Below are 20,782 nucleotides of genomic sequence, written 5' to 3'. Positions count from 1 at the left end.
TGCGGCGATCTCCGTGGATAGCCGCGCAATGTTGCCAATCGAACAGTAAAACATCAAGCGCCGGGCGCGCTCTGGTAGAATAGCCCGTAACAACAGTGTCCGGCGCCGCCGGGCCTTAGGTCAGCACCCGCCACCACACATCCATGTTTAGTTTCTTCAAGAAAAAACCCACCGCTCCCGAGGCTGCGCCAGCCGAGCCCCTCGTCCTTCCCGCCACGCCGCCTGCACCGCAGCCTGCCGCCACGCCCCTGAGCGGCGCGCCGGCCGAGCGCGTGCCCGTCATCGTGGCCGCCGAACCCGAGAAAAAATCGTGGATGACGCGCCTGAAGGCCGGCCTGTCGAAAACCTCGAACACCTTGTCCGTGCTGTTCGTCGGCGCGAAGATCGACGAAGCCCTGTACGAAGAGCTGGAAGCGGCGCTGCTGATGTCCGACGCCGGCATCGACGCCACCGAATTCCTGCTCACGGAATTGAAGAAAAGGGTCAAGGAAGACAAGCTGCTCGACGCCGCCGCCGTCAAGGCCGCGCTGAAAGTGCTGCTGATCGAGCTGCTCTCGCCGCTGGAAAAGCGCTTCGAGCTGGGCCGCCACAAGCCGCTGGTGATGATGATTTCCGGCGTGAATGGCGCCGGCAAGACCACCACCATCGGCAAGCTGGCCAAGCACATGCAGTCAAACAACCAGTCCGTGCTGCTGGCCGCGGGCGACACCTTCCGCGCCGCCGCGCGCGAGCAGCTGATGGTCTGGGGCGAGCGCAACAACGTCACCGTGATTTCGCAGGAATCGGGCGACCCGGCCGCCGTGGCCTACGACTCCGTGCAATCGGCGAAGGCGCGCGGCATCGACGTGGTCATGGTCGATACGGCGGGCCGCCTGCCGACGCAGTTGCACCTGATGGAAGAATTGAAGAAAATCAAGCGCGTGATCGGCAAGGGCATGGAGGGCGCGCCGCATGAAACCCTGCTCGTCATCGACGGCAACACGGGCCAGAATGCCCTCACGCAAGTGAAGGCCTTCGACGATGCCCTGCAGTTGAGCGGTCTGGTGATCACCAAGCTGGACGGCACCGCCAAGGGCGGCGTGCTGGCGGCGATCGCCCGCGTACGTCCCGTGCCCGTGTATTTCATCGGCATCGGTGAGAAAATTGAAGACTTGCAGCCTTTCGTGGCTGCCGAATTTGTCGAAGCGCTGCTCGGATAAGCCCCTACATGATTGAATTTCAGCACGTCTCCAAGCAATACTCCGCCGATGCCGTGGCCCTCAGCGACATTTCGCTGAGCATTGCCAAGGGCGAGCTGGTGTTTCTGGCCGGCCCGTCCGGCGCCGGCAAATCCACCCTGCTGAAAATGATCGCCGCCATGGAACGCCCCACGTCGGGCAAGCTGATCGTCAATGGCCAGGACATGGCGAAGATCAAGCCGGCCGGCGTGCCGTTTTTGCGCCGGAACATGGGCCTGATCTTCCAGCAGCAAAAATTACTCAACGACCGCTCCATCCTGGCCAACGTCATGCTGCCGCTGCTCGTCGTCGGCGCGCATAAAGTTGCTGCTGAGCAGCGCGCGCGCGCCGCGCTCGACAAGGTGGGCCTGCTGGACCGCGCCATGGCGCGTCCGCTGTCGCTGTCGGGCGGCGAGCAGCAGCGCGTATCGATCGCGCGCGCCATCGTCAACCGGCCGCAGATCATCCTGGCCGACGAACCGACGGCCAACCTGGACCGCGCCAGCGCCAACAAGGTGCTCGACGCCCTGAAAGCGTTCCATTCCGTGGGCGTGACCTGCCTCATTTCCAGCCATGACGAACAGATGCTCGACGCCGCCGCCCGCGTGATCCACCTGAAGAACGGCCAGTTGGTGGCCATCGACAAGGCCACGCAGGCGCCCGTCTTCGCCCCGCCCGATCCCGATTTCGCGCCCGACCAGGACGACGCGCAGGGAGAACAGGCATGAGAGGCTGGTTCCGTCAACACCGCTTCGCCCTCGGTTCGGCGCTGATTCACTTGCGCAAGTCGCCGGGCGGCTTCTTATTGAACGTGCTCGTCGTCGCCATCGCCCTGTCGCTGCCGTTCGCCGGCTTGACCATGCTCGACAATGTGCGCCCCATGTCGGAACAGATGTCGGTCGACCCGGAAATCAGCGTCTTCCTGAAGATCGATACGCCGCGCGAACAAGCCGTGGAACTGGCCAGTGCCATGCGCAAGATCGTGGGTGCGCAAAAGGCGAAGATCGTCTTCATCCCGCGCGAACAGGCGCTCGACACCCTGAAAAACAAGAACGGCCTGGCCGACGTGCTCAGCACCCTGGGCGACAACCCCCTGCCCGACAGCTATGTGCTGAAACTCGACGCCTTCAGCAGCGCCAGCGAGGCGCAGGACGTCGACGCGGTGGCAGAACAGCTGCGGCACCTGCCAGGCGTGGAATCGGCGCAAGTCGATTCGGCCTGGGTCAAGCGCCTGGCAGCCCTGCTGGGCGTGCTGCGCCTGGTGCTGCTGTTGCTGGCAATCACCCTGGGCGTGGCCGTGATCGCCGTGGTCTTCAATACCATCCGCCTGCAAGTGATGCAGCAGCGCGATGAAATCAGCATCTCGAAGCTGATCGGCGCCACCGACACCTTCATCCACCGCCCCTTCTATTACACGGGCGCCCTGCTGGGCGTGTGCGCCGGTGCGCTGGCCCTGGGCGCCGTGGCGCTGGCCTTGCAGCCGCTGAATACGGCGATCGCCGAGTTTGCCCGCCTGTACGCGTCCGAATTCCAGCTGGTGCCGCTGGCGCCGCTGCCGATGGCAGGCTTGCTGGCCGTCAGCGCCGGCCTGGGCCTGATCGGCGCCTTCCTCTGCGTGCAGCGCCACCTGGCGCGCCTGAACTGACCATCCCCTTCCATGGCGGCGCTCCTGGCGCCGCCATGCGCCGCGTCATCCTTATACTGCTGTTATCTTGATATTAAGCAAGCATTCTTAAGGTTCGCTTCAGCCAAAGGCCGTAGACTAGCTACGTTGTCGTGAAGCGGCCTGCAGAGCCGCTCCAATCGCTGTTCATATACATTTATCAAGCATTAAATCCCCATAGCATTTAGGCTATCAGGACGATTAAATGTGCTGATTGGCACTCTCAAGCGGAGAGTGCTAATATAGGGACATACCAAACGCAGAGCCGCCATGGATGCCAGATCAAGATGGTGCCGCGATCTGCAAAGTGCAAGACCGAATACTGAAAACGAATAGATAAGAGGACCACGTCGCGTGACGTGGCCAACTGGAACAAAGCAAGACTACGAGGGAGAAAACATGACTATGATGTCCGCAACGTCCGCATTGGTTCCGACCAAAAGTAATGCGCTGGGCCTCGGATTCACTGGCAATCTGGGCAATATCGACGCCTATATTTCGGCCGTGAATCGCTTGCCCATGTTGACCCATGACGAAGAAATCTCGCTGGCGAAACGCCTGCGTGAAAAAAATGACCTGGCCGCCGCGCAAGAGCTGGTGCTGTCGCACCTGCGCCTGGTGGTCTCGATTGCCCGCGGCTACCTGGGCTATGGCCTGCCGCACGCCGACCTGATTCAGGAAGGCAATATCGGCTTGATGAAAGCCGTGAAACGTTTCGATCCGGATCAGGGCGTGCGCCTGGTGTCGTACGCCATGCACTGGGTGAAAGCCGAGATGCACGAGTACATCCTGAAAAACTGGCGCCTGGTCAAGGTCGCGACGACGAAGGCGCAGCGCAAGCTGTTCTTCAACCTGCGCAGCCACAAGACGGGCCTGGACGCGATGACGCCGAAGCAGGTCGATGCGCTGGCCAAGCTGCTCGACGTGAAGCGCGAAGAAGTGATCGAGATGGAAACGCGCTTGAGCGGTCGCGACATCGCGCTGGAATCGCCGACCGACGATGAAGACGACAAGTTTTCGCCGATCGCCTACCTGTCGTCGGAGCAAAGCGAGCCGACCAAGGTGCTGGAAGCGGAACAAGTGACGCGCCTGCAATCGGAAGGCCTGGAAACGGCACTGTCCAAGCTGGACACCCGTTCGCGCCGCATCATCGAAGCGCGCTGGCTGGCCAACGACGACGGCTCCGGCGCCACCCTGCACGCGCTGGCGGAAGAGTTCGGCGTCTCGGCCGAGCGCATCCGCCAGATCGAAGTGGCGGCGCTGAAAAAAATGAAGGGCGCCCTGGCCGCCTACGTGTAAGCGCAAGCCAGAGCCGCAGTAAAAAGGCGCCGCAAGGCGCCTTTTAGTTTTGAACTTTGATGTTTATCAACAGATAAACATTGTCAGCCGTTACGCTGCAGCCAGGCCCTTGACGAGGACTTCGGCGACCAATTCATTCAGATCCGCGCCGCGTTCCTTGGCCAGGGTCTGCAATTGCAACACCAGATCGCTGTTCAGCTTGACGGCGAACGGCACCAGGCCCAGGGCCTGGTCGCGCTTGCGCTGCTCGCGGCGGTCGACGACCACCGCTTCCTTACCGAATGCACCGGCGCCGGGAACATTCATCTTTCCCATCAGTTTCTTGGCATCGCTTTTGGCCAGGTCGGTTTTTTTCATGGTTGTTTCCTGATTTTCAAAACAGCCATTCTACGCAGTAATCGGCGCGCCGCGTGGCCGGCGCATCAATTCATCCGCAGCGCGCCTATGGTGCGCCGGAAAAATATCATTTTGTTACTATCATGGTATCCCACGCGTGGACGCCACGCCGGGGACGCTCCACCTGAAAGGAAAAACATGCCTTACCTGACCCACTCTTATCGTACCGTGCTGCTTCCCCTGTTCTTCGCCTGCCTGGCCGTGCTGGCCGGCTGCGGCGCGGCCGGCAGCGCCGGCGACGCGGAGAACACGCCGCGCAGCGTCACCCATGTGCTCTCGCCGGGCGAACAGGTCGCCATCACGGCCACCGACACCCTGAAACTCGAACGCGTCAACGACAGCCGCTGCCGCAAGGGCGCCGTGTGCGTGTGGAAAGGCTACGTCAGCTACAGTTTCAGTTTGCTCAACAGCGCGGGTGCCACCGACATCGTCTTGTCCGATTCCATGCCCGGTGCCGCCAGTTCCGTCACCGTCAACCACCTGACGTTCACCCTGCTCGACGTCGACCCGGCCACGCCGCCCGCCCTGAACGCGGCCGAGCCCACCTACCGGGTCAAGGTGAAAATCACGCAGGGCGCGCTGCCCCGCTAAACGCTAGGCATCGTGGCACCGGCGGCTGTCGGCGGGCGCCTGTTGCCGTTCCAGCATGCCGTAATCGCGCACGACGGCGGCGATGCGCAGCCGGTAGTCGTCGAACACGCCTTGCCGGCCGGCCGACTGCGCCGCGCGGTGCGCTTCCAGCTGCCACCACTGCGCCAGCGCCGCCTCATCGCGAAAGAAGGACAGCGACAGCAATTTGCCCGGCTCGCTCAGGCTGCTGAAGCGCTCGATGGACATGAAACCATCGACCTCATCGAGCAGGGGCCGCAGCGCGGCGGCCAGGTCCAGGTACCGCTGGCGCCCTTCGGCGCCGGGCCAGACCTCGAAAATCACGGCGATCATGCCATTTCTCCCGTATGAAAAACAGGGATGCGCGCGTTCAGCGACGGCAGATAATTCCACGCCAGCGGCAAGTCTTCCAACGCAGCGGCCCACGCCTGCAGGCAAGCCGTGGCGATGGTCTGCGCGATGGACCGGCCCGAACAGGCGTGGCGGCCATGGCCAAAGCCGAACTCCGCATCGCCGGCGCTGGCCAGCACGACGACGATCATCTGTCCGGCCGGCACGCGCACGCCATCGAATGTCACGGCATCCGCCGTGTAGCGGCGCGTGTTGTGGATGGCGGGATCGTGCCGGCTCACTTCGCGCAGCATGGCCGGCCACAGCCCGGGCGCGGCACTTAGTCGCGTGGACAACTGCGGCTGCGCGCGCAAGGCAACGATGGCATTGCCCAGCAAGCCAGCCGTGGCGTCGCAGGTCTGCGACAGCAAGCCCACGAGGTTGGCCAGCACGCCGTCTCCCATGGCATCGGCCTCTGCCACGATGGCAGCCAGCACGCTGCCGGGCTTCACCTCGCCCTGGCGCAGCAGACGGCTAAAGCTTTGCAGCAAGGCCTCGGCCGCCACCTGTGCGTCGGCCAGTTGGCCAGCATTGCTCAGCGGCGACAGGCAGGCGACAAAGGCGCGCGTCCAGGCGGCCAGCGCCGGCCATTGCGCTGGCGCAAAGCCCAGCACCTCCGCCATGGCGAACAGAGGCAACTCAAAAATCGCCTCGTTCAGCTGCGCGGCGCTGCCGGGCACGCGGTCGCAGGCAATCTGCAGCACCCGCTCCTGCAGGCGCGCCAGATCCACCTGGCCCAGCGCGCGCACCAGCACCTGTTTCGGCACGGCATGCCGCTCGCCCTCATTCATGCGCACCAGTTCCGCAAAAATCGCGCCGCATGGCGTGCCCGCCAGGTTGTGCGGCACGCCCAATCCCGGTGGCCGCACGCGGCAAGCGGGATGCTCGAGGACGGCCCGCACGCCGGTCGCGCCCGTCGCCAGCCAGCAATCGAGCCGCGCATCGAATCGCAGGGGCGGACCGTCCGCCAGGCGGCGATAGTAATCGTAGGGCGCCGCGTGGGTGACGGCTGAAAAAGGATCGGCGGGATAGTCGAGCGGCATGCGCATTCCATTGCAGTGATGAAGGGAGCCGAGTATGCTCCCCCTTCCACCACAACACTTCGCCCACGGACGAATCATGGATGACACACTCCCCTCGGCCGACATGGGCCTGGCGCAACTGGCCGGCGCCATCGCCGAACCGGCCCGCGCGCGCATGCTGTGCAGCCTGCTCGATGGCCATGCGCGCACGGCCACGGAATTGGCGACGCTGGCCGAGGTAGGCGCCTCGACGGCCAGCGTCCATTTGAGCCGTTTGCGCGAGGATGGCTTGCTATCGATGCTGGCGCAGGGCAAGCACCGCTATTACCGCCTGGCCAGCGCGGAAGTCGGCCAGGCCCTCGAAGCGCTGCTGGTGGTGGCCGGCGTGGCGGCGACGCCATTTACGCCCAGCACGCCGGACCGCCTGCGCCATGCGCGCACCTGCTACGATCACATGGCCGGCAGCGTCGCCGTCACGCTGCACGACCAGTTGCGCGCGCAAGGCTGGCTGCTGGACGATGGCGGCGATTACCAGCTATCAGAAGCGGGCGCGGCCGGCGTGGCGGCCCTGGGCATCGACCTGCCGCAATTGCGGCGGCAGCGCCGCCGCTTTGCCTGCGCCTGCCTGGACTGGAGCGAACGGCGCGCCCACCTGGGCGGCGCGCTGGGGGCCGCCCTGCTGCAGCTGGCCCTGCGCCAGCGCTGGGCCGAGCGCGAACTCGACAGCCGTGCCCTGCGCCTCACGCCAGACGGCGAACGGCGCCTGCTGGCGGCCCTGGGGGCACCATGATCAGCTTCGAAGGTTTGTCCAAACAGTACGGCACGTTCGAAGCCGTCAAGCCGTTGACCCTGCAAGTAGGCAAAGGAGAGGTCTTCGGCTTCCTGGGTCCCAACGGGGCCGGCAAGACCACCACCATCCGCATGCTGATGGGCATCCTCGTGCCCAGCGCCGGCCGCGTGCTGGTCGATGGCCTCGATTGCCACCGCGATGGCGCCGCCGTCAAGCGCAAGGTGGGCTACCTGCCCGACAATCCCGTCTTTTACGATTATTTGCGGGGCCGCGAAATCCTGCAATTCGTGGCCGAAATGCATGGTTTTTCGCGCGCGGAAGCGGCCGCGCGCGCCGCGCGCCTGCTGACGGAATTTGGCCTGGACGAAGCGAGCGAGGATTTTGCCGTCAATTACTCGCTGGGCATGAAGAAAAAACTGGGCCTGGCGTGCGCGCTGATCCACGATCCGGCCGTGCTGATCCTCGACGAACCGATCAACGGCCTCGACCCGCGCGCCTCGCGCGACGTGCAGGAACGCTTGCTGCGTTGCGCCGCCGCCGGCGCGACGATCTTCGTGTCCACGCATTTGCTCGATATGGCGCAAAAGCTGTGCAGCCGGGTTGCCATCATTCACCGTGGCGCCCTGGTCGCCACGGGCAGCCTGGACGAGATCCGCCAGCAGTTGTCCAGCGATGGCAGCCTGGAAGAGCTCTTCTTGCAACTCACCGATGAAACGTCCCCGGCATGACACTGGCGCCACCGACCGCCTGGCGCGCCGTCTGGCTGCTGACCCGCTTGCGTCTGCAACGCCTGCTCAACGTCAGCGGCCGTGGCTTTTCCTTCAAGAAAAACAGCAAGAGCCGGCCCGCCACGCCGGGAAAGAAACAAGGACGCTGGCTGCTGGGCGCGCTGCTGCTCTTGCCCATGCTATTTGCCTCCGGCAATATCGCCCGCCACAACCTGCTGAACATGCATTGCCTGCTCGACCAGGTGAGCGTTTGCCAGGCCAAGGGCAGCCTGCAGGCGGGCGAGCGCGTGCTGGCGCCCGTCATCGCCCACTTGATCGAGCAACCGTTCAGTACGGCGCTGGCGGGCGCCCTGACGCTGCAATTGACGCTGCTGTGGCTGGTAAGCCTGCTGCTGCCGCTGGGCATGGGCGAACTGTCGAAGCCGGACTGGGACCTGGAATGGCTGGTCACCCTGCCCGTCGACAAGGGCACCCTGCTGTGGGCGCGCGTGCTCGAGCGCACGCTGGTCAACCCGCTCGGCCTGCTGGTGCTGTGGCCCGGTACCACCATGATCGCCTGGTATTCGGGCCAGGGCTGGTTTTCGCCGCTGTCGGGGTTGTTTGCCTGCCTGCTCCTGCTGGCCCTGGCGGCCATGTTGCGTACCCTGATCGACACGGGCTTGCGCCTGTCGCTCAATCCTGCGCAGCTAGGCAACTTGCAGGCGCTGCTGTCGGTGGCCGGCCTGTTTCCCATGTATATGGGCATGTCGTTCGGCATGGGCACGGGCGGCTTTGCCCACGAGTGGGCGGCGGCCATGCCGGCCTGGAACGCCTGGACGCCACCGGGCCTGCTGGTGAGTTTGCTCAATGCCCAAGGTGCGACAGCGGCCTTGTCGGCCGTCCTGCTGCTGGCGCAATGCCTGTGCTTGATGCTGCTGGGCATGGCCCTGCTGCGCCGCCAGCTGCGCCACGGCGTGGTGGGCACGGGCCAGCGCGAGGCCGGCCGCAAGCGCTCCCCTGCGAGCCAGTCCGCTGGCAAGTGGCGCGCTCGCCTCGGCACGGTGATCCAGCACCGCGAGCTGACCTTGCTGCTGCGCGACCGCAATTTTCTCGTGCAAACCCTGCTGATGCCCTTGCTGATCCTCGGTGGCCAGGCCCTGTTCTCGGGCCAGGCGCGCGACCTGCACGTGCTGCTGTCCAGCCCCGCCTTGCTGGCCTCTACCGGCTTTTTCCTCGGCACTTATGTGCTGATGATGTCGGCCTTCCAGACCCTCAACAAGGAAGGCGGCGCGCTGTGGCTGCTGTACACGTTTCCCGTCGCCGTCGACCAGGCGCTGCGGCAAAAAGCCCAGCTGTGGGCCGCGCTGGCCCTGCTCTACCCCATGATCCTGTTCAGCGCGGCGCTGGCCTGGCAAGATGCCTGGCGGTGGGACATGGCGGGTTTGATGCTGCTGGCCCTGGCCGGCATCCCCCTGTACTCGGCGATCGCCGTGGCGCTGGGCGTGTTTGCCAGCGATCCGCTGTCCGCCGAGGCGGCGGTAAAGATACGGCCTGCCTACACGTATCTATACCTGCTGCTGACCGGCCTGTACATCGCCGCGCTGGCGGCCGGCAGCCTGGCGCAGCAGCTGGCGTTTATCGTGCTGACGGCGGCGCTGGCCTTGGCCCTGTGGCAAAAAGCACGCGATGAAGTGCCCTACCTGCTCGACCCGGCCGCCTCGCCACCGGCCCGCGTTTGCGCGTCGGACGGTCTGATCGCCGCCATGCTGTTCTTCACCCTGCAGACTCTGGCATTGCTCCTGCTCAAAGACAAGGTGGCCGCGCCGCTGGCGCAAATGGCCATCGCCTTCGGCGGTGCTGGCGCGCTCACGTACGCGCTGGTGCGCCTGGTCTACTGGCGCAGCAAGACGGCCGGCGTGCCGCGCATGGCACGGGGCCGGCACCCCTGGCGCTGGGGTACGGCAGGCGCGGCAATATCGGCTCTCTGCGGCATCGCCTATACGCTCGTGCCGCGGCCACCTGCGGCAGTGGGCGGCAGTTCGTGGGACAGCCTGTGGCTGCTGGCCCTGGGCGTGCTGGCCGCCCCCCTGTGCGAGGAATTCATTTTTCGCGGCCTGATCCAGGGCGGCCTGCGCCGCTCGCTGCCGGCCTGGCAAGCGATCGGCATCGCTGCCGCGCTGTTTGCCATCGTGCATCCGCCGGCCGCCATGCTGCCCGTCTTCGTGCTGGGCCTGTGCACGGGCATCGCGTATGAGCGCAGCGGCGCGCTGCTGGCGCCCATGCTCACGCACGCGTTGTACAACGCCGCCATGCTCGGCTATCAGATGAATAGGTGATTATTGCCGGGTTTGCTAGAATCGCACACGTTTCCGTCCGTATCCCAACCAATGACTACGCACAGATCACGCATGCATCCACGTTTGTTCGCCCCATTTATCCTCGCAGCGCTGCTGAGCGGCTGCACGGTACTCGCCCTGCGCCCCAACAGCGGCGTTGAAAACCGCACGTTTACCGTGCAGGAAACCCCGCGCCTGCGCATCGACGCGCCCAAGGCGCGCATCCAGAATCCCATGCCCAACGACCATTTCATCGGCATCGCCCTGTCCGGCGGGGGCAGCCGCGCGGCCAATTTCTCGGCCGCCTCGCTGGAGCAGCTGGAGCAGTTCGGCCTCGTCAGCGGCGCCTCGGCCATCTCCGGCGTCTCGGGCGGCGCCATCGCGGGCGGTTACTATGCGCTGCATGGCAAGCAGACGGATTGGCCCTTGCTGCGCAGCAAGCTGAAAACGGATTTCTTTGGCCAGACCATCTTGAAACCGGCCAACCTGACGACGATGTTGTTGACGAACAAGACGCGCACGTCGTTCCTGTCCGACGTCTTCGACGATGTGCTGTACGACAAGAAAACCTACCAGGACTTGCCGCACGACGGCCCCATCTTCCTGGCCAACGCGACGGACGCCACCGATGGCGGCAAGCGCGTGGTGTTTTCCTACGAATATTTCTACAGCACCCTGCATTCGCCGATCCAGGATATCCGCCTGGCCACGGCCGTGGCCACGTCGGCCGCCTTTCCCGGCGTGTTCGATTCCGTCACCTTCGAGCGTTTCCGGCCGAAAAACAGTTTCGTGCCAGAACTCGGTTCCGAGTCGCGCGAATCGCCGTCCTACGTACACCTGTTCGATGGCGGCGCGGCCGACAACCTGGGCGTGGAAACCCTGTGGGACGTGGCCCTGACGCAACTATATGGCAACGACATGGCCGTCGTGCCGTCACGCCTGAACAGCAAGCCCTTCATCCTCATTTCCATCGATGCCAACGCGCCCAATTCCAGCGCCGTGTTTGAAAAGATGTCGGATGAGCGCCAGCCGCTGGACCGCATCTTCAACAAGAATATCTACGACGCCGTCGACGCCCTGTTTTCGCGCCAGCGCAAGGAAAACCTCGTCAAGATGGGCTTTGGGCAAGCCCGCTTCGATACCATCACGCATGAAGACTTTGGCGACCTGAGCCAGAAATTCGTGAAGGGCAAGCGCACCTCGGCCTTTGCCATTCCCGTGCTGTGCCGCCCCCACCTGGGCCAGTACCGCTGCGAAGTCGATGCGGCCGATCCCTTGCCGGGCCAGATCCGCACGCGGCTCGAAGGCTTTGCCTGGCATATTTCCATCGACCAGATCGCCTCGCTGGCGCTGCGCCTGGCCAGCGAGGACGTGCACGTCGACAGTGCCCGCAAGGAAGAGCGCGCCGCCCTCGTCAAGCTGCAACGGCTGGCCACGCAAACGAAAACCCATCTGAAGCTGACGGGTCCGGAAAATTGCAGCCCGGAAGTGTTGCAATCGGCCCTGTACAGCGCCGCGCGCGTGCTGATCCTCGACGACGAGGAATCGCGCTTCGCCCTGTGCGACTACATGCTGGCAGGCAAGCTGATCAATGACGACACCGTTTGCAAGCAGCGCTACGTGCACGCGGTGCCCCGCTTCGCCATCGAAAGTGAAGATTTGCAGTACCGCAACCTGAGTTCGGACGGCATTTCCGTGAACGTGCCGATACGCTGCAAGAAGTGAGCGCGCACAAAAAAGCCCGCACGATCGCTCGTGGGGGCTTTAGCGCAAGGATTCCAAGCGCCCGGCTGATTTAGATCAACCGACTACGCCTGCGCATGTAGCTGCGGCTTAACGCACCTTCCAATTCCTGCTCCGTCTTATGCTGGTTCACCGTGTACAAGGCCCACAGGGCCGCCGGCGCCCAGCCGATCACAGTGCACTGCAAGATCAAGGCGGAGGCACCGGCCAGCGGGCGCCCCAGCATGAAAAACGTGAGACACGGAAGTAGCAAGGCTATCAGCAATCGCATCACGACATACTCTCCTTCAATATAGAGCAGCGGACAAGGGCCGGTATCCGGTCCGTCCCCCGCCCGCTGCGTACTGCTCCTTATAGATGCACGGAGATTTGCGGCATCAGGTCGTCAAAGGTGCGACCGTTGCCGTTTTCTCCGATGGCGTGCATCTTCCATTCGCCGTTATGGCGGTACAGCTTGGCCATGATCTGTGCCGTGTGGGAACCTTGCACAGACAGGTTGAAACGCGCGACTTCCTGGTTATTGCTGGCATTCAAGATGCGGCAATAGGCGTTTTCCACCTGCGAGAAGTTCTGGCCAGTAAAGCTGTTGACGGTGAAGACCAGGCTTTTCACGTGCGCCGGCACTTTCGACAGATCGACATTGATCTGTTCGTCGTCGCCATCGCCCGCGCCCGTGCGGTTGTCGCCCGTATGAACGATGCTGCCGTCCTTGCTTTTCAGCTGGCGGAACCAGACGATGTCGGACGTGCTCTTGTTGTCATCGAACATGACGCACGAAGCGTCCAGGTCGACGGCTTCCGTCTTCGAACCGAAGCCGAGGAAACCCTTGGTCTTGACCGCATCCCAGCCCAGGCCCATGGTGATACGGGTCAGGGTGGCACCAGCTTCTTTGTCCAGAGAAATCTTCTGGCCCTTGCTCAAATTGACAGACATACGCATAGCTCCTGTTTGATTAGTGACTGCTTGATTGGTGACTGCTTGATTACGCCGGCTTGCTTTGCGTCCAGGCGAGGAAGGCCGCGCGGTTGCGCGAGCACACGAGGATTTTTCCCGTGCCTGAAAACTTCAGCACCATGCCCTCGCCGCTGGTCTGGCTATTGATCAGGTTACCCAGAAAGCCGCCGCTGCTGCCGGTCGTCATGGAAATTTCGTATTGCAGGCGGTTGTCCCAGCACACGACGTGCGAGTTATCGATCACCACGTCCTTGCCAGGCGTCACTTCCAGTATCGACATCGCGCCAAAACCGGACACCGCCAACTGGCCGCTGCCTGCCGTCTCGGTGATGAAAAAACCACCGCTCTGGGCAAACAGCGCATTGCCAAGGCTTTGCGTGCGCACCTTCAATTCCACGCCAGCTGTGGCCGCCACGAAGGCGCCGTCGCTGATCATGTATTGCTGGGCGCCCACCTCGAGCACCCGCATCGCGCCGGGCAAGGTGGGCGACAACAGACAATCGCCGTCACCCCGCATGGCTTCGATATGCTGCTGAAAGAACGATTCGCCGTTGGCAAAGGTGCGCATCAGCGCGGCGCCTATGCCGCCAGTCATCTTGCCTTTCAGCTCAAGATTGGTTTCCATCATCACCATCGCGTTGGATTCGCAATAAATCTTCTCGCCCTTGGCAAGCGACACATGCAGGAACGGGTCGACGTCCCCGGTAATAGTAAACACTGGCATACCTGTTCCTCCACAGAACACCTGACCAAACCTACTGCGCGTCGGTATAGGCGGCCTGCGATGCTCACCGTACCTTAGTACGGTTGCGCTTCTTAGCCACCTCTCCCTTCCGCTCGCTACGGTTTTGTCAGGCGTTGCGACTTTTAAATCAAAACCTTATACACCTACACCAAAAGAAGCGGCTAATGGGCCTAAACCGCCCTTGTAGCCCTGGCCGATGGCCTTGAATTTCCAATCGCCGCCATTGCGGTAGATTTCGCCGAAGACCATGGCCGTTTCCGCCGAACCGTCTTCCGACAGGTCGAAGCGGGCGATTTCCGTGTTGCCGTTGGCATTCACGCAACGCACGTACGCCTTCGACACCATACCAAAGTTTTGCTTGCGCGCTTCGGCATCGTGTATCGTCACGCAGACGGCGATCTTGTCGATCTCGGCCGGCACCGTGGCCAGGTCGACGACGACGGTTTCATCGTCGCCATCGCCGGCGCCGGTGGTGTTGTCGCCCGAGTGGGTGACGGAGCCGTCGCTCGATTTCAGGTTGTTGTAGAAAATCATGTCGACGTCGGCGCGTACCTTGCCGTCGGCCTTCAACAGGAACACGGAACCGTCGATGTCGAACGCGGCGCCATCGGTGGCGCGGGCATCCCAGCCCAGGCCGATGATCATCTTCGAAATGCCGGGGGCTTCCTTGCTCAGGTTGACGTTGCCGCCTTTTTGCAGACTGATTGCCATGATGTATTTCTCCTAATGTGGGTTGTGTATGACCAAACACCTGGCGTCCTCCACCGGCCTGACTCCCCAGGCCGGCGGCGACGCTTGCTACAACTTGCCGACAAACGGGTGTAGTCGTTTGTCGCGCATTCTTTACACTGCCTTGACCGCTTCCAGCGCTGTCGTCCTGTCTTCTTCGAGGGCCATCCTGCGCTTGTAGCGGATCGACGACCACAGCGAGGCGAGAATGAAGGCTACCCCGATCAGACCCGTGAAAATCTCGGGAATGTGGAACTTCATGCTGACTAACATGATCACGGCCAGGATACCGATCGCATAGTGCGCGCCGTGCTCCAGATAAACGAACTCGTCGAGCGTACCCTTGCGCACCAGGAACACCGTCATCGAGCGCACGAACATCGCGCCAATGGCCAGGCCCAGCATGATGATCACGACATCCTTGGTGATGGCAAACGCGCCGATCACGCCGTCAAAGCTGAACGAGGCGTCGAGCACTTCCAGGTACAGGAAGCCGCCAATACCGCCGCGCTTGATGATGTCGCCCATGTTGCCGTCGCCGTTATCGCCTTCCAGCAAGCCGCTGATCACATCGACGCCCACGTAGGTCAGGATGCCCCACAAGCCGGCCGTCAAGACCACCAGTTTCTGGCCTTCTTCGATCATCGACAGGCTGGCCATCAGGGTGCCGAGCGCGATCATCACGGAAATCGACGAAATCTTGCCCAGCGCGCCCAATTTTTCTTCAATACGGCCCAGCCAGTGCGTTTCTTTCTCCGAATCCAGCAGGAAGTTCAGGAACACCAGCAGCAGGAAGATGCCGCCGAAGGCCGCCACTTCCGCATGGTGATTCGTCAGGTGCATCGAATACTGTTCCGGATTGCTCAGGGCCAGATTCCATACTTCCATCAAGCCCAGGTCCGCCGCTTGCGCCACGATGACCAGCGGGAACAGCAGACGCATGCCGAACACGGCGATGATGATGCCCACGCCCAGGAACAGGTTCTGCCAGAACTTGTCCCAGTTCTTCAGCACCGAGGCGTTGACCACCGCGTTGTCGAACGACAGCGAGACTTCCATCACGCCCAGGATCACCGCGATACCGAGCGCCGCCAGCATCGTCTGCACGCCACCGTGCGTGTAACCCCACCAGGCGGAAATGCCCAGGCAGATAAATGTCACTAGAAATGACACTCTGAAATGCTTCATCGATAGTTCCCCGTTATCTAGATTTAATGAAACATAGTATAGAGACATGTCACACATTTAAAAATAGAAGATAATGGAAGCATTACTTCGTAAAAACAGAAGATAGGATGTCGCGATGAAAACCACGGGCTTCAATTACCGCCATTTGTACTTCTTTTGGGTGGTCGCCAAGGAGGGCGGCGTGACGCGCGCGGCCGAACGGCTGGGACTGGCCGTGCAAACCATCAGCACCCAGCTGGCCCTGCTGGAAAAGGAATTGGGCAAGTCCCTGCTGCAGCCGCAAGGGCGGCGACTGGTGCCGACCGAGGCGGGCCGGCTGGCGCTCGGCTACGCGGACCAGATTTTTTTGCTGGGCGAGCAGATGCAGGACGCGCTGGCCGACACCGACGCGGAAAAGATGCGCCTGACGGTGGGCATTTCCGACTCGCTGCCGAAGCTGATGGCGTACCGCATGCTCGACGCCACGCGCAGCCTGGACCAGCCTGTCAAGCTCGTGTGCCTGGAAGACGAATTCGAATCCTTGCTGGCCGACCTGGCCCTGCACAAGCTGGACCTGGTCTTGACGGACCGCGCCGTGCCGGCCGGCGCCAGTCTGCGCGTCTCCAGCCACCTGTGGGGCGAGAGCGCCATGAAGCTGTTCGGCATCCCAGCGCTGGCGGGACAGTACCGCGAGAATTTTCCGCACAGCCTGCACGGCGCGCCCTTCCTGCTGCCCGCGCGCAATAACGCCTTGCGCGGGCGCATCGACGAATGGATGGTGCAGCAAGGCGTGCGCCCCGACGTGGTCGGCGAATTCGAAGACAACGCCATGCTCAACGCGTTTGGCCGCAAGGGCCTGGGCCTGTTTTTCGCGTCCGCCAGCCTGGCGGCCGATATCGAGGAGCAATTCGGCGCCGTGCTGGTCGGTGACGCCTCGTCCCTGCGCGAGCAGTTTTACGTCATTTCGAACGAGCGCAAGATCATGCACCCGGCGCTGGACGTGATCCTGGCAGCCATCCAGGGCCACCCGAAGATTCACAAGGAAACATGATAAATCCATTCGAAAATAACGTTTGAATTATCAATCAAAAGCGATTGTAATGAAGCCTGAGACAAACACGCGCCCCGCCCTCGCCGGAAGGGCGCGACCACCATAAAAAAACAGGAGCGGCACCATGTCCACGGCAGGCAAGACGATCGATATTCCCGATCTCATCAATAACAACAAGATCGGCTCCTTCCAGATCGGCATGCTGATCCTGTGCGGGCTGTGCGTCATCATGGATGGCTTCGACGTGCAGGCGATGGGCTATGTGGCGCCCGCCATCATCGCCGACTGGCACGTCAGCAAGGCCAACCTGGGTCCCGTCTTCGGCGCGGGCCTGCTGGGCATGCTGGTCGGCTCGCTCGTCTTCAGCATCACGGCCGACAAGTTCGGCCGCCGCCCCGTGCTGATCGGCTCGACCATCTTCTTTTCGCTGTGCATGCTGGTCACGCCGCTGGCCACGACCATCGAGCAATTGCAGCTGATCCGTTTTATTACCGGGCTGGGCCTGGGCGCCGTGATGCCGAACGCCATGGCGCTGGCCGGCGAATACAGCCCGCTGCGCAAGAAAGTCACCCTGATGATGCTCGTCTCGTGCGGCTTCACCCTGGGCGCCGTGCTGGGCGGTTTATTGTCCGCGGCGCTGATTCCCGCGTTTGGCTGGCAATCCGTGTTTTACGTGGGCGGCGTGGTGCCGCTGGTGATCGGCGTGCTGATGTTCTTCCTGCTGCCGGAATCGATGCAATTCCTGGTGCTCAAGAAACGCAAGCTGGACAAGGTCGCCCAGTGGCTCAAACGCATCGACCCGACGGTGAACATCACGGCCGAAACCCGGTATGTCGTGCATGAGAAGGAACACAAGGGCGCGCCCGTGCTGCAACTGTTTACAGGCGGCCGCGCGAAGATGACGATACTGTTGTGGGTCATCAACTTCATGAACTTGCTGAACTTGTATTTCCTGTCGAACTGGCTGCCGACCATCGCCAAGGAAGCGGGCCTGTCGACGGCCAACGCCGTGCTGGCGGGCACGGCCCTGCAAGTGGGCGGCACCATCGGCACCCTCGTCATGGGCCAGCTGATCGACCGCTCCAGCTTCCGCCGCATCCTGCTGCCCTGCTTCCTGGTCGCCGCCGTGGCCATCGCCCTGATCGGCCGTCCGGACGTGTCGCTGGCCTTCCTGTTCATCACGATCTTCATCGCCGGCTTTTGCGTGGTGGGCGGCCAGCCGGCCGTCAACGCCCTGGCGGCCAGCTACTATCCAACCACCTTGCGCTCGACGGGCATCGGCTGGAGCCTGGGGGTGGGCCGCATCGGCTCCATCATCGGCCCCGTGCTCGGTGGAGAGCTGATCCGCCTGAACTGGCCCAACAGCACGATTTTCCTCGTCGTCGCCATCCCGGCGGTGGTCTCGGCCATCATGGTCTTCGCCATGCGCGGCGGACCGCAAACGGCGGCCCAGGCATAAGCGCAGCGGGGCGCGCGCGGCCAAATTAGGCTATGGCGCCCTTCGTCGTTTAAGATGACGTTTTTACAGCCCATCTTCAGCGCCCCCATGCACAATGTCTTGCTAGTCCTGCTCGCCCTCTTCCTGGTCGCGCTGAACGGTTTTTTTGTTGCCGCCGAGTTTGGCATCGTCACCTTGCGGCGCACGCGCATCCGCGCCATCGCCAAGACGCAGGGATTGCGGGGGCGCATCCTGGCCAAGGTGCATGGCCAGCTGGACGCCTACCTGTCCGCCTGCCAGCTGGGCATCACCCTGGCATCGCTGGGTCTGGGCTGGGTCGGCGAACCGGCCTTCGCCGGCTTGCTCGAACCGCTGTTCGGCGCCATCGGCGTCACCTCGCAAGAGCTGATCCACGGCGTGTCCTTCGTCGTCGCCTTCAGCGTGATTTCCTTCCTGCACATCGTCGTGGGCGAGCTGGCGCCCAAATCGATGGCCATCCGCAACCCGGAAGCCGTCGGCCTGTGGAGCGCGATTCCCCTGTATGGCTTTTACTGGGCCATGTATCCGGCCATTTACCTGCTCAACGCCAGCGCCAACTGGGTGCTGCGCCTGGCCGGCCTGTCCGGCAAGGGCGGCCACGATGCCCATTACTCGTCCGAAGAATTGAAACTGATCCTGCGCACCAGCCAGCCCGGCGAGAAATTCACGCGCGACGAACGCAACATCCTGGCGCAGTCGCTCGATTTCGAACAGATGACGGTATCGGACCTGATGCGCCCGATCAATGAAGTGATCGCCCTGCACGCGTCCAACACGCTGGAAGAAAACCTCGACACGGTGTTGCGCAACCGCTTCAGCCGCTACCCGTATTTCGACACGAATGAAGACGACGTGCTGGGCGTGGTGCACTTGAAAGACCTGTTCTTTGCCCAGCAGGCGGGTAAACCGATCACCTCGCTCACGCCCTTCCTGCGTCCCGTGGACATCATTTCCGCGCGCACGCCGGCGCTGGAACTGTTCCGTCGCTTCCGCGACGGCGCGCCCCACTTCGCCCTGATCGGCGAAAAGGGCAAGCGTCCGCTGGGTTTCATCACCCTCGATAACTTGCTCGGCGCCATGGTGGGCGAAATCCGCGATGAATTCCGCCGCAATGAAAACGACTGGCTCAAGCAAAGCGACGGCACCCTGATCGGCAAGGCCAGCCTGCCCATCTTCTCGCTCGAACGCATCCTCGGCATCGATATCGAAAACGAGGAACTGGGGCTGGACGACGTGGAATCGGTGGGCGGCTTGATCATGGTCAAGCTGGGCGACATCCCCAAGCAGGGCCAGCGCATCACCTTCGTCGACTTCGACATCGTCGTCAAGAAGATGAACGGGCCCCGCATCGTGCTCATCAAGGTGATCCCGAAACAGGAACGCGACCTCGATGCCGATTTACGCGATTAATCTTTTTTCAAGGTAAGCGTATCTTTGCCCTGTGGCACGGTGGTCTCGCCCACCGTCCACGTCTGGAGCAGGCTGTACAGCACCGCCAGCAAGGTCGGGCCGATGAAGATGCCGACGAAGCCGAAGGCCAGCACGCCGCCCAGCACGCCCAGCAGCACCAGCAGGAACGGCAGGCTGCTGCCGCGGCTGATCAGCATGGGTTTGACCACGTTATCCACGCCGCTGATCAGCAGCGCGCCCCACACCAGCATGAAGATGCCCCAGCCCGTCTGCCCGTCGGTAAACAACCAGATGGCGGCGCCGCCCCAGATCAGGGGCGGCCCCACGGGGATCAGCGAAAAGATGAAGGTGGCCACGCCCAGCAGCGCCACGGCCGGTACGCCGGCGATCAGAAAGCCGATCACGGCCACCAGGGCCTGCGCCAGCGCCGTGCCCAGCAAGCCGTACATGACGCCGCGCACGGTGCGGCTGATGGTCAGGCCCACGCCGGGCGCGCTATCGCCGATGATGCGGCCGGCGCCCGTCATCAGGGCGCGGCTCAGCTGCTGGCCGTCGCGGTAAAGGAAGAAGCTGACGAACACGGCCAGGCTGGTCTGCGCCAGGCCCGTGCCCAGCAGGATGCCGCCGGAGGCGAGGAAGTGGCGCGCCGGTTCCAGCATCGTCTTGCCCAAATTCAGTAATTCCTCGCGGTCTGCGAGCAGGCGCTCCACGTAACCGGCGATGGTTTCGCCCACCACGGGTATGCTGGCCAGCCAGGCCGGCGGATGCAGGCCGCCCGATTCCAGCGCCGCGCGCAACTGTTCATAGATGCGCGACACATTGTCGGCCAGGTTGTAGGTGACGAGGGCCAGCGGCAGCACGATGACCAGGATCAGGGACACGGTCATGATGGCGGCGGCCCAGTTGCGCCGGCCTTTCAGGCGCTCAAGCAGGAGCAGGTACAGGGGCCAGCTGGAGATGCCCACGCAGGCGGCAAACAGCATGGCGGCCAGGAAGGGCCGCAAGACGAAAAAGCAGCCGATCAACAAGAAGATGATGGCTGCCAGGCGGGCGTGCGGCTCGAAACGTTTGTCCATG

20 protein-coding genes are annotated in these 20,782 nt (G+C 63.0%); 12 read left to right on the top strand and 8 right to left on the bottom strand.

Translation table 11 applies throughout. The annotated features are described in order from the left end of the window. The first annotated feature begins 143 nt into the window (after positions 1–143). The 4 genes from ftsY (at position 144) to rpoH (ending at position 4,179) form a co-directional block, all read left to right on the top strand. A complete protein-coding gene (gene ftsY / locus GCN78_RS26040) occupies positions 144–1,199 on the top strand; it encodes a signal recognition particle-docking protein FtsY (RefSeq protein WP_152254301.1) in 1,056 nt (351 codons plus the stop codon). A gap of 8 nt (positions 1,200–1,207) precedes the next feature. Then, a complete protein-coding gene (locus GCN78_RS26035) occupies positions 1,208–1,945 on the top strand; it encodes a cell division ATP-binding protein FtsE (RefSeq protein ID WP_152254300.1) in 738 nt (245 codons plus the stop codon). Next, entirely contained in the window at positions 1,942–2,862 is a 921-nt protein-coding gene (gene ftsX, locus GCN78_RS26030; RefSeq protein WP_152254299.1) for a permease-like cell division protein FtsX, read from the top strand. The genes GCN78_RS26035 and ftsX overlap by 4 nt, the downstream gene beginning before the upstream one ends. 423 nt (positions 2,863–3,285) lie before the next feature. Continuing rightward, positions 3,286–4,179, top strand: a complete 894-nt coding sequence (gene rpoH, locus GCN78_RS26025) for an RNA polymerase sigma factor RpoH (protein WP_152254351.1) — start codon at positions 3,286–3,288, stop codon at positions 4,177–4,179. 90 nt (positions 4,180–4,269) lie between these two features. Here rpoH and GCN78_RS26020 read toward each other — a convergent pair whose 3' ends face one another. Then, positions 4,270–4,536 (bottom strand): hypothetical protein, encoded by a 267-nt coding sequence (locus GCN78_RS26020; protein WP_034748940.1) that lies wholly within the window; start codon positions 4,534–4,536, stop codon positions 4,270–4,272. A 177-nt stretch (positions 4,537–4,713) separates the two neighbouring features. Here GCN78_RS26020 and GCN78_RS26015 point away from each other — a divergent pair, with 177 nt between their 5' ends. After that, positions 4,714–5,166, top strand: coding sequence for a hypothetical protein (locus tag GCN78_RS26015; RefSeq protein ID WP_152254298.1), 453 nt, complete (start codon positions 4,714–4,716; stop codon positions 5,164–5,166). A 3-nt stretch (positions 5,167–5,169) separates the two neighbouring features. Here the strand turns inward: GCN78_RS26015 and GCN78_RS26010 are convergent, their stop codons facing one another. Both GCN78_RS26010 and GCN78_RS26005 read right to left on the bottom strand, forming a co-directional pair. Then, the gene (locus GCN78_RS26010; protein WP_152254297.1) at positions 5,170–5,517 is read right to left on the bottom strand and encodes an antibiotic biosynthesis monooxygenase family protein; all 348 of its coding nucleotides are present in this window, start codon (positions 5,515–5,517) and stop codon (positions 5,170–5,172) included. Beyond that, a complete protein-coding gene (locus tag GCN78_RS26005) occupies positions 5,514–6,617 on the bottom strand; it encodes a cytochrome P450 family protein (protein WP_152254296.1) in 1,104 nt (367 codons plus the stop codon). Before GCN78_RS26005 ends, GCN78_RS26010 begins: the two co-directional genes overlap by 4 nt. Before the next feature lie 76 nt (positions 6,618–6,693). Between GCN78_RS26005 and GCN78_RS26000 the strand changes: the two genes are divergently transcribed. The 4 genes from GCN78_RS26000 (at position 6,694) to GCN78_RS25985 (ending at position 12,154) form a co-directional block, all read left to right on the top strand. Then, entirely contained in the window at positions 6,694–7,386 is a 693-nt protein-coding gene (locus GCN78_RS26000) for an ArsR/SmtB family transcription factor (protein WP_152254295.1), read from the top strand. Then, positions 7,383–8,114 carry an ABC transporter ATP-binding protein gene (locus GCN78_RS25995; RefSeq protein WP_152254294.1) on the top strand — a complete coding sequence of 244 codons (732 nt, stop codon included), beginning with the start codon at positions 7,383–7,385 and terminating at the stop codon, positions 8,112–8,114. The genes GCN78_RS26000 and GCN78_RS25995 overlap by 4 nt, the downstream gene beginning before the upstream one ends. Beyond that, entirely contained in the window at positions 8,111–10,429 is a 2,319-nt protein-coding gene (locus GCN78_RS25990; protein WP_152254293.1) for a CPBP family intramembrane glutamic endopeptidase, read from the top strand. The genes GCN78_RS25995 and GCN78_RS25990 overlap by 4 nt, the downstream gene beginning before the upstream one ends. A 72-nt stretch (positions 10,430–10,501) precedes the next feature. Further along, positions 10,502–12,154, top strand: coding sequence for a patatin-like phospholipase family protein (locus tag GCN78_RS25985; protein ID WP_193316879.1), 1,653 nt, complete (start codon positions 10,502–10,504; stop codon positions 12,152–12,154). Positions 12,155–12,523: 369 nt separating this feature from the next. Here the strand turns inward: GCN78_RS25985 and GCN78_RS25975 are convergent, their stop codons facing one another. From GCN78_RS25975 to GCN78_RS25960, 4 genes are all read right to left on the bottom strand, one after another. Beyond that, on the bottom strand, positions 12,524–13,105 hold the full coding sequence (locus GCN78_RS25975) for a TerD family protein (RefSeq protein WP_152254291.1): 582 nt from the start codon (positions 13,103–13,105) through the stop codon (positions 12,524–12,526). A gap of 49 nt (positions 13,106–13,154) precedes the next feature. Further along, positions 13,155–13,850, bottom strand: coding sequence for a TIGR00266 family protein (locus GCN78_RS25970; RefSeq protein ID WP_152254290.1), 696 nt, complete (start codon positions 13,848–13,850; stop codon positions 13,155–13,157). A gap of 156 nt (positions 13,851–14,006) precedes the next feature. Further along, a complete protein-coding gene (locus GCN78_RS25965; RefSeq protein WP_070222543.1) occupies positions 14,007–14,582 on the bottom strand; it encodes a TerD family protein in 576 nt (191 codons plus the stop codon). A gap of 132 nt (positions 14,583–14,714) precedes the next feature. After that, positions 14,715–15,788, bottom strand: a complete 1,074-nt coding sequence (locus tag GCN78_RS25960) for a DUF475 domain-containing protein (protein WP_152254289.1) — start codon at positions 15,786–15,788, stop codon at positions 14,715–14,717. 115 nt (positions 15,789–15,903) lie between these two features. Here GCN78_RS25960 and nhaR point away from each other — a divergent pair, with 115 nt between their 5' ends. The 3 genes from nhaR (at position 15,904) to GCN78_RS25945 (ending at position 19,705) form a co-directional block, all read left to right on the top strand. After that, positions 15,904–16,818 carry a transcriptional activator NhaR gene (gene nhaR / locus GCN78_RS25955; protein WP_152254288.1) on the top strand — a complete coding sequence of 305 codons (915 nt, stop codon included), beginning with the start codon at positions 15,904–15,906 and terminating at the stop codon, positions 16,816–16,818. A 124-nt stretch (positions 16,819–16,942) separates the two neighbouring features. Continuing rightward, complete coding sequence (locus tag GCN78_RS25950; protein WP_152254287.1) at positions 16,943–18,277, top strand: MFS transporter; 1,335 nt, start codon at positions 16,943–16,945, stop codon at positions 18,275–18,277. A gap of 87 nt (positions 18,278–18,364) precedes the next feature. Beyond that, on the top strand, positions 18,365–19,705 hold the full coding sequence (locus GCN78_RS25945; RefSeq protein WP_046683517.1) for a hemolysin family protein: 1,341 nt from the start codon (positions 18,365–18,367) through the stop codon (positions 19,703–19,705). Here GCN78_RS25945 and GCN78_RS25940 read toward each other — a convergent pair. Next, the gene (locus tag GCN78_RS25940) at positions 19,702–20,781 is read right to left on the bottom strand and encodes an AI-2E family transporter (protein WP_152254286.1); all 1,080 of its coding nucleotides are present in this window, start codon (positions 20,779–20,781) and stop codon (positions 19,702–19,704) included. The two genes, GCN78_RS25945 and GCN78_RS25940, sit on opposite strands and share 4 nt — an antisense overlap. Position 20,782: the final 1 nt, after the last annotated feature.

It is taken from the genome of Janthinobacterium rivuli, from assembly GCF_009208735.1.
GTDB lineage: Bacteria > Pseudomonadota > Gammaproteobacteria > Burkholderiales > Burkholderiaceae_D > Janthinobacterium.
This window is presented reverse-complemented; position numbering and strand designations above follow the sequence as displayed.

Excerpts from the sequence above, each read along its gene's own strand:
- GCN78_RS25975 (WP_152254291.1), bottom strand. The coding sequence starts at position 13,105 with ATGTCTGTCAATTTGAGCAAGGGCCAGAAGATTTCTCTGGACAAAGAA.
- GCN78_RS25945 (WP_046683517.1), top strand. The coding sequence starts at position 18,365 with ATGCACAATGTCTTGCTAGTCCTGCTCGCCCTCTTCCTGGTCGCGCTG.
- rpoH (WP_152254351.1), top strand. The coding sequence starts at position 3,286 with ATGATGTCCGCAACGTCCGCATTGGTTCCGACCAAAAGTAATGCGCTG.
- GCN78_RS25995 (WP_152254294.1), top strand. The coding sequence starts at position 7,383 with ATGATCAGCTTCGAAGGTTTGTCCAAACAGTACGGCACGTTCGAAGCC.
- GCN78_RS26020 (WP_034748940.1), bottom strand. The coding sequence starts at position 4,536 with ATGAAAAAAACCGACCTGGCCAAAAGCGATGCCAAGAAACTGATGGGA.
- GCN78_RS26005 (WP_152254296.1), bottom strand. The coding sequence starts at position 6,617 with ATGCCGCTCGACTATCCCGCCGATCCTTTTTCAGCCGTCACCCACGCG.
- GCN78_RS26015 (WP_152254298.1), top strand. The coding sequence starts at position 4,714 with ATGCCTTACCTGACCCACTCTTATCGTACCGTGCTGCTTCCCCTGTTC.
- GCN78_RS25985 (WP_193316879.1), top strand. The coding sequence starts at position 10,502 with ATGCATCCACGTTTGTTCGCCCCATTTATCCTCGCAGCGCTGCTGAGC.
- ftsY (WP_152254301.1), top strand. The coding sequence starts at position 144 with ATGTTTAGTTTCTTCAAGAAAAAACCCACCGCTCCCGAGGCTGCGCCA.
- nhaR (WP_152254288.1), top strand. The coding sequence starts at position 15,904 with ATGAAAACCACGGGCTTCAATTACCGCCATTTGTACTTCTTTTGGGTG.
- ftsX (WP_152254299.1), top strand. The coding sequence starts at position 1,942 with ATGAGAGGCTGGTTCCGTCAACACCGCTTCGCCCTCGGTTCGGCGCTG.
- GCN78_RS26000 (WP_152254295.1), top strand. The coding sequence starts at position 6,694 with ATGGATGACACACTCCCCTCGGCCGACATGGGCCTGGCGCAACTGGCC.
- GCN78_RS26035 (WP_152254300.1), top strand. The coding sequence starts at position 1,208 with ATGATTGAATTTCAGCACGTCTCCAAGCAATACTCCGCCGATGCCGTG.
- GCN78_RS25960 (WP_152254289.1), bottom strand. The coding sequence starts at position 15,788 with ATGAAGCATTTCAGAGTGTCATTTCTAGTGACATTTATCTGCCTGGGC.
- GCN78_RS25965 (WP_070222543.1), bottom strand. The coding sequence starts at position 14,582 with ATGGCAATCAGTCTGCAAAAAGGCGGCAACGTCAACCTGAGCAAGGAA.
- GCN78_RS26010 (WP_152254297.1), bottom strand. The coding sequence starts at position 5,517 with ATGATCGCCGTGATTTTCGAGGTCTGGCCCGGCGCCGAAGGGCGCCAG.
- GCN78_RS25950 (WP_152254287.1), top strand. The coding sequence starts at position 16,943 with ATGTCCACGGCAGGCAAGACGATCGATATTCCCGATCTCATCAATAAC.
- GCN78_RS25970 (WP_152254290.1), bottom strand. The coding sequence starts at position 13,850 with ATGCCAGTGTTTACTATTACCGGGGACGTCGACCCGTTCCTGCATGTG.
- GCN78_RS25990 (WP_152254293.1), top strand. The coding sequence starts at position 8,111 with ATGACACTGGCGCCACCGACCGCCTGGCGCGCCGTCTGGCTGCTGACC.
- GCN78_RS25940 (WP_152254286.1), bottom strand. The coding sequence starts at position 20,781 with ATGGACAAACGTTTCGAGCCGCACGCCCGCCTGGCAGCCATCATCTTC.